The sequence below is a fragment of the Peribacillus sp. NPDC046944 genome, from assembly GCF_050272735.1.
Lineage (GTDB): Bacteria > Bacillota > Bacilli > Bacillales > DSM-1321 > Peribacillus.
Window position 1 is genome coordinate 22922 of record NZ_JBNNML010000008.1, and the last position, 13198, is coordinate 36119.

Consider the following 13198-nt stretch of genomic DNA (forward strand, 5'->3'; position numbering starts at 1 on the left):
ATGGGGGAGTTTATAATGACAGAATTGAAACAGGTTTACACACAACAAACAATTACATTGGATTTGGCTAAGGAGATACTTAAAAAGGCAGAAGAGAAAGGGAAAGAGTTAGGCATGAACTTTGCGATTTCTATCGTGGATAAAGCGGGAAATTTAAAGGCGTTTTCTGCTATGGACGGTACGCCTGTCTTGGCATTGGAAATCGCTCAAAATAAGGCATTTTCAGCAGCCGCTTATAATCGTGCGACACATGAATGGTATGATCGCTTGAAGGATGATCCACCATTAATGGCTGGATTAGTACATACAAATCGCCTTGTGGTATTTGGTGGAGGATATCCAATCCAGGTAGATGGTGAGTGCGTTGGGGGGATTGGTGTTAGCGGTGGGCATTACACGCATGATATGCAAGTGTGTGAAGCCGGGCTAAGCGTTTTGTTAGCAGTAACAAAGGAAGTATAAGGTAATGAACCAAGTAGATGTGATTATTGTCGGGGCTGGGATGGCTGGCCTATGTGCCGCACTGGAAGCTACCGAGCAAGGATTAAGCGTCGCTATCTTTGAAAAACAAGATACCATTGGGGGCAGTTCCCTTTTAAGCGGTTGTTTTATGGCCTTTGCTGGAACGGATTTTCAAAAACGTCTCGGCATCCAAGACTCAACTCCTAGTTTAATAGAAGATATGTTAACGGTTGGCCAGCATCAAAATGATGAGGCGCTAGTAAAAGCGTATGGAAAACATCAACTGGAAACATATAACTGGCTCGTAGCACATGGTATTCAGTTTCAAGATTGTCAGGCAGTGAGTGGCCATTCTAATCCAAGAGGACATACAATCATACCGGAGCAAGCAATTTACACGCTAAGGAATAAGGCAGTGGAAAATGGAGCTATCTTGTATTTGAATAGCCCTGTAAATCGATTGATCATCAAGGAAGATTCAGTTAAAGGTGTAGTGTATGAACAGAATGGTGAGAAAAAAGAATGCTTTGCCAATTCAGGTGTGATTTTAACGACTGGTGGATTTTCTCAAAGTGAAGAGATGCTGCATTTATATGCCCCTCAATTAGATGGTACGATTCGCCTTGGAGGGACCGGGAATCAAGGAGATGGATTAAAGTTAGCAGCTTCTGTAGGTGCATGGTTAATAGATTTTCCGAATTTGAAAGGCACATATGGTTTTCATCCAAAATCGACTAATGGGGGAAAGCTCCAAGCCCATACATTCTATAAGGGTGGCATCATTGTAAATGAAGAAGGCAACCGTTTTGTGAATGAATCGATTTCTTACAAATTATTAGGCGATGCAGCATTACAACAAAAACAAAAAACCTTTCAAGTCTTTGATGAAGCAGTTATGAATGAAAGTGTAAAAAACGATGCCCTATATGATTTTGATCTTTTATATTCAGAAAATTTAATAGTGAAAGCAGATTCCTTAGAAGAGCTAGCTCTTTTACTTCAACTACCTACTGAAAGCTTAATCCAGACCGTCGCATCATATAATGAAGGGATTGCTAGAGGAAACGATGCATTTGGTAGAAGAACTTTAACTCATACATTTGGAACGCCGTTGCCAATTCAACAAGCACCATATTATGCGATGGAAACCGTTGCGGCTATGCTAGCGACATACGCAGGTGTACGGGTTAATACCAGAGCAGAAGTCATCAATCCATTTAATGAAGTGATTTCTGGTTTGTATGCGGCAGGAGAGATGGTTGGTGGATTTCATGGAGCAGGGTACATGACAGGGAGTTCTTTAGGGAAAGCAGCCATTTTTGGTAGAGTGGCAGCGAACCAAGCTATAAATAAGTTGAGGGATGGAAAATCGTTAACAAAATAAAAATGTGCGTAGCTGTTCTGTATTCTTTTAAAAAATGGACGTCTGGATGAAGAGCCTCACAGGAGATGACCTATACTGGTTTCAGTTATATAGAGACTATTAGTCTTTTGGAAAACCCATTCAGTGGGAGGAAATAGATATGAGCCAGAATATCAATATACAGGAAATTGAAAGAAGTACATTGAAGAAAACAATGGTAAGGATTTTGCCTTTTATTTTGGTTTTGTATATTGTTGCTTTCCTTGACCGGGTTAATATGGGATATGCTGCGTTAGAAATGAATGCTGAACTGGCGTTATCGGCCGAAATGTTTGGACTTCTATCAGGATTCTTTTATATCAGTTACTGTCTATTTGAGGTACCTAGTAATATGATTTTGCAAAAGGTTGGGGCAAAGTTTTGGATCGCTCGCATCATGATTACCTGGGGAATCATAGTCATACTTACCGGTTTCGTTCAATCGGCAGTGCATCTTTATATCTTACGCTTCTTGTTAGGTGTCGCCGAGGCAGGGTTCACCCCTGGCATCATTTTGTATTTAACGTATTGGTTCCGTGCCCGGGAACGTGGAAAAGCAACTGCAGCGTTTTTTATTGCTCTCCCATTAGCTGCATTAGTTGGTGCACCGCTCTCAACTTGGATTATCGATAAGATAGCTTGGGGTGGGTTATCTGGCTGGAGATGGATGTTTATTCTCGAAGGCCTCCCAGCTGTAATGCTAGGCATAATTGTGCTGTTTTATTTGACAAATCGCCCTGCCCAAGCAAAATGGTTAACAAATGAAGAAAAGACATGGCTGGAAGGGGAACTAGAAACGGAAAGAAAGTTAGCTGCAAAACATAATAAAACCTCGCATAGGGGTATGCTGAAAGATTCGAATGTTTGGAAACTGTCAGTATTTAATATTGCAGGATTTGTAGCTGTGAACGGTCTGAATTTCTGGATACCGACCATTATTAAAAATCTTTCTGCGTCCGGTACTTCAAACATGGAAGTCGGTTGGCTTGCAATGATACCTCCATTGGTTGCCATACCTTCGATTTTATTTGTTGGTTGGAATGGGGACAGAACCAATAAGCATAAACAACATCTGGCTGTTTGTGTATCAATTGCTATGGTTGGCTTAATCGGATGTGCCTTTGTTACAACCATACCATTAATGATTTTAATGCTTTCAATAGCTTCCGCAGGACTATATGGAATTTCGGGTTCATTTTATGCTTATTTAACCTTTTTCTTCAGTGAATCTACAGCACCTGCAGGAATCGCTCTCGTAAGTACCTTGTCATCTTTGGGTGGTTTTATTGGGCCGATGGTATTAGGTGTCTTAAATTTACAGCAAGGTATGCTAGTCATTACAGGGTTTATGCTTGTTAGTTTGCTGACGCTCATTACCTTGAATCAATATCATAGAAAATTCCCACTGAATGTTGGCAAGGAAGTGTAAACCGACAATACGCTTGGGTAAGATTTTAATGTAATTGATAAATGTAATATTCCCTTTTCGTAAATTGCACACATTTTCTAATATTAAGGAGGTAACTCATGAAAATCTGGCATCAAAGTCTAACCAGTATTGAATCAGTGGTTCCATACAGGGATGCTGTTTTAAAACACATTGATCGTGTAGCTCGCCCGGGGGTGGAGGTTGTTCTCCACGGAATGGAGAAAGAGACTTACCCATCGAATTACCCTGGACATTTTATTACTTATTCTTATCTTCAAAATTTACACCGTGAGCAGTTTGTCCGCGCAGCATTAATGGCTGAAAGTGCTGGATATGATGCCATGTTCATCGGTACAATTCCAGATGTGGGTCTGTTAGAAGCCCGTACATTGGTGGATATTCCGGTTATCGGGTATGGACAAGCCTCTTTCCATATTGCTTCCATGCTTGGTGATCGAATCGGTGTGGTGAATTTCTTGGCCCCACTAGCAGATGAGCTTCGTCAAAATGCGGAACGATATGGCTTGGGAGGGAAACTCGGTCCCATTGTACAGACGGAGATTGGTTTTGACGATGTGCTGGCCGGGTTCGAAAATCCTGAGCTAGTCATAGCTTCATTCAAAAAGGCTGCTGAAAAGGCCATTGCTGAGGGAGCAGATATAATCGTACCGGGAGAAGGACCAATGAATGTATTCCTGGCAACCCATGGCATATCAAGGATTGGGGATGTTCCGGTGATCGACTCTTTTGCCGCTGGGATTAAGATGTGTGAATCGTTAGTGGATCTTAAGAAGAATTCAGGTGTTTACATGACTCGACGAGGTTTTTACAATTCAAAACCACCTGCAGACGCAGTAGCAAGGCTTCGTGGACTTTACGGATTGGTTCCTGTTCCGGATTGCAAAAACGACCATGGACTCCCGGTAAGAGGCGGGGAAAAAACGTCTTTAACTTAAAACTCAAATATTATTATTTGTAACTAAAATGTTTGAATCGTAAATTAAATAGGAAATTTATCACATGAAGATATCCAGTTTATTTGGATGTTCAACTGCTTTTAGCTTAAAAAAATAAAATAAAAACAGGAGGATGAAAAAGAAACGCTTTTCTCCACCTGTTTTTAATATGGGAAATCTTTGGACATAATTAGCCTTTTAACTCGCTCCATAAGTATGTAAACTTAGATGCATATCCAATGCCTAAATCATTTCTATAGTGAGAGTAAGAACAGTTACTTCTTTTTTTTATCCAGATCGGTATATTCGTGTTTTTTGTTTGAATATATTGTTTCTTTGCACGATGTTTGCCGCTTTGGTACACTATGATGAAGTACTCAGCTGGGTTGCCAAGCTTATAATGGATAATATGAAGTTTGTATATCTTTACATAGACCATGTATTAAAGATTGTAAGAGTATTTCCGAAACCGGATATGTATATCGGAATTTCCTATTCTGTGACTTGAAGACATTACACATAATAATTACCAGTGTTACTAATAATGAAAGAATCATTCAATCCCTCATGAAGGGTTACGTGAGGGCTAGTTTTCTTTGGATATACTCATTAGTAATAATAGTAGGAGGAAGTAATGAATAACTACAAATTGACCATTCAATATGATGGTGGACGCTATCAGGGTTGGCAACGACTTGGCGATAGTGAAAATACGATTCAGGGAAAAATAGAAAGTGTATTAACAGAAATGGTAGGAGAACCCATTGAAATCATTGGGTGTAGTAGAACCGATTCGGGTGTACACGCGATTTCCCAAATTGCCAATTTTAAGATGAGTTTGAATATGACTGAAACTGAAGTCATGAATTATTTGAATAGGTATTTACCACGAGATATCAGTATTGTGGAAGTTACATTGGTTCCTGAACGTTTTCATGCCCGTTATAATGTGAAGGATAAGACCTACTTGTATAAGATCTGGAACAAACCATATACAAATCCATTCATGCGAAAGTACAGTATGCATGTTGAGGAAAACCTCAATATATCAAGCATGATAGAAGGTAGTCAGTACTTTATAGGCAGTCACGATTTTACGGCCTATTCAAATGCAAAGTCAAAGAAGAAATCCATGGTTCGTGAAATATATTCTATTGATATAGAAGAAATATCCGGCTTCATCGAAATTAGAGTGCGAGGTAACGGTTTCCTTTATAATATGGTTAGAAAGATTGTCGGGACCTTAATAGAAGTCGGATTGAATGAAATAGATGCTAAAAATATCCCAAGTATCATCGAGTCGAAAGAAAGAATCCAAACGGGTCGTATGGCAGACCCAGCTGGGTTGTACTTGGAAACGGTCGAGTTTTAAAACAGACCAACGACAAGATTAAACTCAAAAAACCAACTGAAATTGAAGTTGGTTTTTTTTGAGTTATTTATTCATTTACTCTCTTCAATTGGAGATAATATCTCAAAGTTTCTTCGTCTGAATATAGTTTATATCCAAGACTATCACTGTAGCTAAGAAATACTTTATTCGGTAAATGCTTTTTGGATTCACTTGATATTAATATAGGCACTCCATCGATTATGAATTTCTCATCTTCTTCTGTTTGATTGTCAATTTTCAGTTCGTGTTCCACATAAATAGAACAGCTTCCAAGGTAGATGGCTTCGATTCGTATACCTTCGTTCTTTTTATAATCCACTTTTCTTAATTGTTCTACTGCTTCCTTTTTAAGCTCAATATGCATTTAACAACACTCCATAAAAATTACTTATCATGAATATCAATACAAAGAAAATTATAAACGACTGGTTAAACATTCTATTCATTCATATACCCAATTGTTTATAAACTAATGTGTCCATTAAATGTTAAATGAAGAGAAATCTTATGTAAAAGCTGCCTAGATAAAATCCCCCTAGTTACCCATTAAAAAAAGGGCTAAAGAGTAAGTGGCAAAATAGTAGAGGCTGACAATTCTACTCTTTGGAGGATGTTAGCCTTCTACCTTCAGAATGAAAGGGGTTCATATACTTTAAAATATGAAAGAGCTATGTGTTATATGATAAAAGTAATGCTATAATAGGGTACTCAAGTAGATTGGGTAGCCTTTTACCTACATTGAAAGGGAATTATCCGAAACTTCTTCCTTTGTTTAATTCGGAAACACTATCGGAGGTGTGTTAATATGAATAAAAAATGGACTATTGAAAATATCCGTGACTATGTCACAAAGAATTCCGATAGTGAATTACTTTCTACTGAATATCTTGGGTACTCTCAAAAACTACAGTTTAAATGTTCATGCGGAAATATCTTTGAAAAATCTTTCACTAAATTTAAAGGGAGCAATCAGAGAAGTTGTTCAGATTGTTCAGCTCCTAAACCTTCACGTTGATTTTTAGGGAATAAATCACTAAGGAATATTCAAATCCTGCCGTAACCAAATCGGAAAAGTCGTTCAACATGCTGAGAAATCAGTAGTTGAGCGACTTTTTTTATTAATTATGACTGTTGAACATACAAGCCTCTCATTCGAAATCTTGTAGAATTCAGGCCATTATAGGGCTGCCAATTCGAGGCCTTTTGAATGTACAATCATATATTTTATCCAGGCTGGCAGTATTTTTATGAACACTTGCTAATACAATATTAAAGGTATTTTATTTATGCATGATATTGGGGGCATAGTATGAATTGGAATGAAAACTCACAAGGTTCAAATATGGGAACAGCTACAGGAATGTTTGTTGCACGGTCTTTAGATGAAATTCGCTTTTGGTCTAGAATTATGAAGGAACACTCTTTATTTCTTAGATTGGGTTTTAGATGTGACGATACACAGTTAATTGAAGAAGCAAATCAGTATTATCAATTGTTTGAAAAAGTTGAGCAACAATCACATTCTTTTACAAATCAAACCGATCCAGAACAAATTAAAAGGTTTAATTCGGAAGTTCAACAGGCTGCGACAGGTATATTTGCCTTTAAGAGGAAAGTATTAGGACTGATACTAACCGGTCAATTACCAGGAGCAAACAATTTCCCGCTTTTAGTGGACCATACAAGTCGAGAAGCAAATTATTTTAGAAAACGGTTAATTGAATTAAATGAAGGGAAGTTGAAACCACTTCCTGATGCAATAATCAAAGAGAATGTTTTTTTCTTAAGAATTATGGCCGATCATGCCAAATTCATTGGACATCTCCTTGATCCATCGGAAAGAAAGCTTGTGGATATGGCAAGGGAGTTTAGCAATGATTTTGATCAATTGTTGTTTCAGGCTACAGACTTAGAGTCTATGAAACCACAATCAAAGACCGGTCCTCTTTTAGATCAGTTTCTTGATCAGAATAGGGTATCTGTAGTTTCGCTTCGAGATTTCAAGAAAACAGCTCGGGATCTAATTGAGGAATGTAAAATTAAGAGCATTATCCATCCTTTATTAGCAGACCATGTTTTCCGTGAAGCTGAAAGATTTCTTGAAATTATTGACATGTTCGAAGCACATCTTACAAAGTAATTAACTGCGAAAAGATTGATGAAGCAAGTGCTATAGTGTTACAGGTCAATGCGCTGGATCAAACATTGATTATTAATAATACAGTATGTTAACTAACGGAACCATCTTTGAATTATCTAAATCAAAAAGCAAAAATCTTAAATCCAATTAATTTAAAATAAAATTAGTTTGACACGTAGGGCTAGGGCTTCATATTAAAAAGGGATAGTCTCTCAACTTTGAGAGGCTATCCCTTTTTTTGCATAATTAAGATTTTTATTGAAGTCTATTAGCTTGGTCGGGCATTCAAAAATATTACATGCCTTTTGGTCGAACTTTCAGGTATCGTTGAAAGTAGATGTAGGGAAACCAATGTATAGATTGCCATCAAAGTGTAATCATTCATTGCTACTACTATAGTAAATCAGATTTATCTGGATAGATATAGGAAATAAATTGGTTGAGATGTGGGCATTTATAAGGAAGTATTATGTTTAATTCCATCATAGTTAAAGGGTGCCCGACAAGGACACCCACATAAACCCTTAAGAGGGCATACCTATAATAGCTTTCGGTTCTAGGAACTCCTCGATTCCGTAATCCCCCCATTCACGACCGATTCCTGACTGTTTGAAACCGCCGAATGGAGCAGAGAAGTCTGTTTTTGGATTGTTGACCGTGATTTGGCCGGCCCGAATGTTTGAAGCCACTTTGAACAATTCATCTGGATTTTGACCGAATACATACCCGGCTAAACCATATTTTGTGTTATTGGCTATTTCGATGGCTTCATCGATGGTTTCATAAGTCAGTATGGACATGACAGGTCCAAAGATTTCTTCTTGGGCAATGGTCATATCGTTTTTTACATTAGTGAAAACGGTGATTTTTGAGAAATATCCTTTATCGAGTCCATCTGGTTTTCCTGGCCCACCAGCGACAAGAGTGGCTCCTTCTTCTGTACCTTTATTTATATAAGACTGTACAGTTTCCCATTGTTCTTTAGAAACTTGCGGTCCCATGAAGGTATTTTTATCTTGTGGATCACCTACGGGGAAATCAGGAAGTGCTTCTTTGACGGCCTCAATGAATTCATCATGCATCGATTTTGGAATGATGGTCCGTGTTGCCGCTGTACAAACTTGTCCGGTATTCATCGCAACATTTAAAATGGCTGTTCGTGCCGCATCTTTAACATTTGCGTCTTTTAAAATAACTAACGGAGATTTCCCTCCTAGTTCAAGTGACACTTTCTTTATATCTTGAGCCGCATTTTCCATGATTTTCGTACCCACGGGACCCGAACCGGTGAAGGAAACGAAATCGATACCTGGATGAGAACTGATGGCGTCCCCAATGGTTGAGCCCGACCCATTTACTAAGTTGAATACCCCTTTAGGTAATCCGGCTTTATCAAAAATCTCTGCTAGGATGATCGCCGCAAATGGTGTCATGGCGGCAGGCTTTAATACGACCGTGCTACCTGCAGCAAATGCACTTGCTAGTTTGGTAGAAGGTTGATTTGTCGGGAAATTCCAGGGGGTAATAAGACCGGCAACGCCAATTGCTTCTTTTTTGATTAAGGTGTTTCCTCTTTGTTCCGTAAACTCGAAGGATTTAAGAAGTTCCGCCGCTTTTTTAAAATGCTGTAAGCCCATCTCGTACTGAATCTGTTCACTACGAGTAATAGGAGAACCTAACTCTTCGGTTATAACTTTGACTAGATCATCTTTCCGGTTTTCATATTCTTTAGCAATATTCTCTAAAAGCTTAATTCTGTCTTCTATATCCATTCTAGAGAAGGAGGGGAAGGCAGCACGTGCGGCTTCAACTGCACGATCGACATCCTCTTTAGTACCAGCACTAATTTTCCCGATGACTTTTTCTGTAGCTGGGTTAATAACTTCAATCGTTTCTGTACTTGTGGAATCCACCCATTCACCATTAATATATTGTTGTATATAGTTATGCATTATTCCAGCTCCTTTTCTTCATTTATATTAGGTTTTTTCCCTGTATAATGAAGAGTAAACGTTATAATTACTTGTAACTGGATAGGATAGTTGAAAATGGGTTTAGGTACCAATTAATCTTAAATGATGTATCATATGGAAATTTAAATTTAAAATTCATAAACCTAAATTATGTTTTCAAGCGGTGATAGGCAAGGTTTGATAGTTTTACTGCTTCCAAACAAATAGGGGGTGTGAAATACAAAAAAGACCTCAAAAAATTGAGGTCTTTTCATCATTTCCCTTATATTAGGAGGGGTCATCACTACTTCGGTTTTTAAATCGACCGGCCTAAATGTTTCATCGATACATTCTTTCCAATACTCTACATGTTTTTTATCTATCCAGTGATCTGAATCGTTCACTTCGAGACCATTATCACCTTGGACAGAGTACCAATATAGATATTCCTCACCATTTAGAATCTCTCTAAATATCGTTTCTACATACATCTTTTCACCTTCAAGCGTTATCAGCACTTCATTCATATTTTCATTAAGAAACCTTAACCATTCATCTACTTGTTCTGATTTTCCTTCCTTCACTCTAAATCTTGTAAGTTCTACATTCATGCATATCCTCCATAAAATTTGATAACTTATCTACGTTACATATTTTATATAGTTTTGAAATAAATAACAATGTTCAGTTCTACAGTGTATGATTATATATAAGGAACGATAGTATCTATCCATATAGTGTGATTTGAAGTTTTAACCGATTCCTTTCATTTTAATAATATAATAATACGTAGTTCGTTTTAAATGTATCTTTATAGAACCTATAAGCACTCTTATTCAAATATTAATCTAATTAAGATATGATTATAGTAAAATTACTGTATACCTGTATAAATTAAGAAAAGAAACTACTTTAATGATAAGGAGAGCTAAAATGCGTCGTTCACCTATAGATTATTTACGCATAGCAGGAATCTTGGATGGTATTTCATTACTGACGTTATTACTTATTGCTATGCCACTAAAATATTTTGCTGATTTACCGCTTGCAGTGACGATTAATGGTAGTATACACGGGGGTATTTTCCTCTTGTATATTGGAAGCATTCTATATGCAGCTATTCGCATCCAGTGGTCGATTAGTTGGTCACTTGCCGCTGTATTTGTCGCTTTTATTCCATTTGGGAATTTTATCTTTGACGTTTATTTAAAAAAAGTGAAAGATCGCTACCCTGTTAAGCCTTTCCGAATGTCATGGATTATCTATAGCATTATATTCTTTTCATTTATAGACTTATTTGCTCAGCTTCCGGTCATGAGTACATTTGCGAAGTCAGTAGGGGCGAGTGCATTTATTGCAGGCATTGTGGTCGGTTTATATTCTTTTACGAACTCATTTGGCAATATCACATCGGGAATATTAACGGATAAAATTGGTCCACTCTCGATGATGTTATTTGGACTGGCCGCTACGAGTGCATCATTATTTTCTTATCATTTCGTTGATGACCCTCTGACTTTGCTTATTGTTCGATCTCTACACGGCTTTTTTGGTGGCCTAATTGTACCCGCTGCATTTACGCTCCTAGCGAATACAACTGCGCATGATAAACAGGGGAGTAAGAGTGCGGTAACTGGATCATTCGTGGGGATTGCTGCCATTATAGGACCAGCTTTCAGTGGAATAATGGCGAGTAAAACGTCCGTTCCGAATGTTTTCACCGTAATAGGCGCACTCGGTGTCTTATTACTTGTTTGCTCTTTTTTATTACGTCAAGTACACGTCAAGAAGCAAGAGAGAGAAGCGTCGCATGTCTCATTCAAGTGGAATCGGGATGTACAAAAAGCATTTATGGGTGCGTTCTTTTTGATGTTTTCCCAAGGGGCATTGGCTTATTTGCTACCTTTGCATGTAGAAGCACTTGGCTATAGTTCCCGGATGTCCGGTACACTAATGAGCATGTTTGGAATTGTAGCGGTTTTCCTATTTATTTTACCGACAAATCGAGTGTTTAACCGGGTTGATCCTATGTATACAATGCTTATTGGTGTGGCTATTTTAGCCATTAGCCAAATGTTGATTGGGCAAATGACGACGACGTTGACATTATATCTTGTAATGATTCTATACGGGATTGGATTCTCAAGTTTATTCCCTTCTATTAATACACTCTTGATACAATCAACGACACCTGAAACACGTGGACAGGCTTATGGATATTTTTATGCATTTTTCTCTATCGGTGTAGTTGTCGGTTCATCGGTTCTTGGTTTTTTACGGATTGGTATCGCTGGAGGGTTTATGCTCACGGGTGTGGTGCTCACAGGATTTCTAATAGTTGTCCTTTTCGATATTCGAAAAAGGGTAAAGAGCAAGAAAATTTCTGATTTTAGTATGAAATGATTAATGAAAAAGGAATGCAGGATTGTTTTACGTACTTTAGCTTATGCCTTTTTTCTATTGATGCTTCTAGACTTGTTCATTTTTTCGTGTAAATCTGATAAACTTGTAGCACTTATAGATTGAAAGGTGTAGGTATTATGATTAAGGAATTTAGGGAGTTTATTGCTAAAGGCAACGTACTTGATCTGGCTATTGCAGTAGTGATGGGGGCGGCATTTGGAAAAATCGTTTCGTCACTAGTTGAAAATATTATCATGCCGATTGTTGGGATTTTACTAGGGGGAATCAATCTTTCTTCACTGTCCATAACGGTGGGAAGTGCGGTCATTCAATATGGATCGTTTATTCAAGCCGTGATTGATTTCTTGATTATTGCGTTTGCTATTTTCATATTTATGAAGTTGGCAAATTCTATTTTTAGAAAAAAAGAGCAAGAAGAGGTCGTGGTGGAAGCACCAGCAACTGAACAATATTTAAAGGATATCCGTGACCTTTTGCAAAAAAATGTACGCGAGGATGACAGGAGATGAATCTCTTCATTTTCTGAGCACGGTAAGGTTATATAGAAAATAAATAGAATGATAAAGAACATGTCTGGAACAGTTTGGTTCCAGACATGTTCTTTTTTATGTATATAGAAGTTTTATTAAGACTATTTCAGTTGTTTCATATCTAGCTGGAAAGCTTGCTTTCCCCTTATCTAATGGAACTCTTTGTGTTGCTATAGATGCTTGATTGCCTATTTATTTTTAAGAGATGTTACTCTGGTCTTTTTTCATTAGTTCATATTGGGAGAATTTTTTAAAAAATTAGTACTATGGAATTATTCAAGTGTATAGATGGGCTCCAAGTCAGAAGGGTGAAGAAGTAACGGACAGCTCTATGAAATATTTAAGAGGACGGGGTCATTCAGGATTTAAACGTTCAGGAAAAACTGCCTATAAAAATAGGGGATAATTTCCATATCCCGGCATTTCATAATGTTAGGTAATCTAACAAGTGTATTGTGTATTTTAAAATCAAATGATATAATTTAGAAAATTCCGAAATATGAAACTGAC

Annotated in this window: 11 protein-coding genes and 1 pseudogene; 9 read left to right on the top strand and 3 right to left on the bottom strand. The window is 37.6% G+C overall.

Annotation, left to right across the window (positions count from 1 at the left end; all coding sequences use genetic code 11):
- The first annotated feature begins 15 nt into the window (after positions 1-15).
- The 5 genes from ACQKIC_RS15125 to truA all read left to right on the top strand — a co-directional run bounded on the left by ACQKIC_RS15125 (position 16) and on the right by truA (position 5621).
- The gene (locus ACQKIC_RS15125) at positions 16-462 is read left to right on the top strand and encodes a GlcG/HbpS family heme-binding protein (protein ID WP_427591809.1); all 447 of its coding nucleotides are present in this window, start codon (positions 16-18) and stop codon (positions 460-462) included.
- A gap of 4 nt (positions 463-466) precedes the next feature.
- Positions 467-1846: an FAD-dependent oxidoreductase gene (locus tag ACQKIC_RS15130; RefSeq protein WP_427591810.1), complete on the top strand. Its 1380-nt coding sequence runs from the start codon at positions 467-469 to the stop codon at positions 1844-1846.
- 139 nt (positions 1847-1985) lie between these two features.
- On the top strand, positions 1986-3293 hold the full coding sequence (locus ACQKIC_RS15135) for an MFS transporter (protein WP_427591811.1): 1308 nt from the start codon (positions 1986-1988) through the stop codon (positions 3291-3293).
- A 98-nt stretch (positions 3294-3391) separates the two neighbouring features.
- Complete coding sequence (locus ACQKIC_RS15140; protein WP_427591812.1) at positions 3392-4249, top strand: aspartate/glutamate racemase family protein; 858 nt, start codon at positions 3392-3394, stop codon at positions 4247-4249.
- A gap of 634 nt (positions 4250-4883) precedes the next feature.
- The gene (gene truA / locus ACQKIC_RS15145) at positions 4884-5621 is read left to right on the top strand and encodes a tRNA pseudouridine(38-40) synthase TruA (RefSeq protein ID WP_427591813.1); all 738 of its coding nucleotides are present in this window, start codon (positions 4884-4886) and stop codon (positions 5619-5621) included.
- 67 nt (positions 5622-5688) lie between these two features.
- Here the strand turns inward: truA and ACQKIC_RS15150 are convergent, their stop codons facing one another.
- Entirely contained in the window at positions 5689-6006 is a 318-nt protein-coding gene (locus tag ACQKIC_RS15150; protein WP_427591814.1) for an iron-sulfur cluster biosynthesis family protein, read from the bottom strand.
- Positions 6007-6447: 441 nt separating this feature from the next.
- Between ACQKIC_RS15150 and ACQKIC_RS15155 the strand changes: the two genes are divergently transcribed.
- Entirely contained in the window at positions 6448-6657 is a 210-nt protein-coding gene (locus ACQKIC_RS15155) for a hypothetical protein (protein WP_402872441.1), read from the top strand.
- Positions 6658-6951: 294 nt separating this feature from the next.
- Positions 6952-7782 carry a DUF2935 domain-containing protein gene (locus ACQKIC_RS15160; protein ID WP_402872444.1) on the top strand — a complete coding sequence of 277 codons (831 nt, stop codon included), beginning with the start codon at positions 6952-6954 and terminating at the stop codon, positions 7780-7782.
- 524 nt (positions 7783-8306) lie between these two features.
- Here ACQKIC_RS15160 and ACQKIC_RS15165 read toward each other — a convergent pair.
- Positions 8307-9734 carry an aldehyde dehydrogenase family protein gene (locus ACQKIC_RS15165; protein ID WP_427591815.1) on the bottom strand — a complete coding sequence of 476 codons (1428 nt, stop codon included), beginning with the start codon at positions 9732-9734 and terminating at the stop codon, positions 8307-8309.
- 269 nt (positions 9735-10003) lie between these two features.
- Positions 10004-10345 (bottom strand): annotated as a pseudogene (locus ACQKIC_RS15170) (DUF6176 family protein); the annotation flags it as partial.
- Positions 10346-10667: 322 nt separating this feature from the next.
- On the opposite strand from ACQKIC_RS15170, the gene ACQKIC_RS15175 reads away from it, so the two are divergent.
- Positions 10668-12137: an MFS transporter gene (locus ACQKIC_RS15175; RefSeq protein ID WP_427591816.1), complete on the top strand. Its 1470-nt coding sequence runs from the start codon at positions 10668-10670 to the stop codon at positions 12135-12137.
- 137 nt (positions 12138-12274) lie between these two features.
- The gene (mscL, locus tag ACQKIC_RS15180) at positions 12275-12667 is read left to right on the top strand and encodes a large conductance mechanosensitive channel protein MscL (RefSeq protein ID WP_402959683.1); all 393 of its coding nucleotides are present in this window, start codon (positions 12275-12277) and stop codon (positions 12665-12667) included.
- Positions 12668-13198: the final 531 nt, after the last annotated feature.

Bases quoted from the DNA above. Each gene is read 5' to 3' on its own strand.
- ACQKIC_RS15125 (WP_427591809.1), top strand. From the start codon at position 16: ATGACAGAATTGAAACAGGTTTACACACAACAAACAATTACATTGGAT.
- ACQKIC_RS15130 (WP_427591810.1), top strand. From the start codon at position 467: ATGAACCAAGTAGATGTGATTATTGTCGGGGCTGGGATGGCTGGCCTA.
- ACQKIC_RS15135 (WP_427591811.1), top strand. From the start codon at position 1,986: ATGAGCCAGAATATCAATATACAGGAAATTGAAAGAAGTACATTGAAG.
- ACQKIC_RS15140 (WP_427591812.1), top strand. From the start codon at position 3,392: ATGAAAATCTGGCATCAAAGTCTAACCAGTATTGAATCAGTGGTTCCA.
- truA (WP_427591813.1), top strand. From the start codon at position 4,884: ATGAATAACTACAAATTGACCATTCAATATGATGGTGGACGCTATCAG.
- ACQKIC_RS15150 (WP_427591814.1), bottom strand. From the start codon at position 6,006: ATGCATATTGAGCTTAAAAAGGAAGCAGTAGAACAATTAAGAAAAGTG.
- ACQKIC_RS15155 (WP_402872441.1), top strand. From the start codon at position 6,448: ATGAATAAAAAATGGACTATTGAAAATATCCGTGACTATGTCACAAAG.
- ACQKIC_RS15160 (WP_402872444.1), top strand. From the start codon at position 6,952: ATGAATTGGAATGAAAACTCACAAGGTTCAAATATGGGAACAGCTACA.
- ACQKIC_RS15165 (WP_427591815.1), bottom strand. From the start codon at position 9,734: ATGCATAACTATATACAACAATATATTAATGGTGAATGGGTGGATTCC.
- ACQKIC_RS15175 (WP_427591816.1), top strand. From the start codon at position 10,668: ATGCGTCGTTCACCTATAGATTATTTACGCATAGCAGGAATCTTGGAT.
- mscL (WP_402959683.1), top strand. From the start codon at position 12,275: ATGATTAAGGAATTTAGGGAGTTTATTGCTAAAGGCAACGTACTTGAT.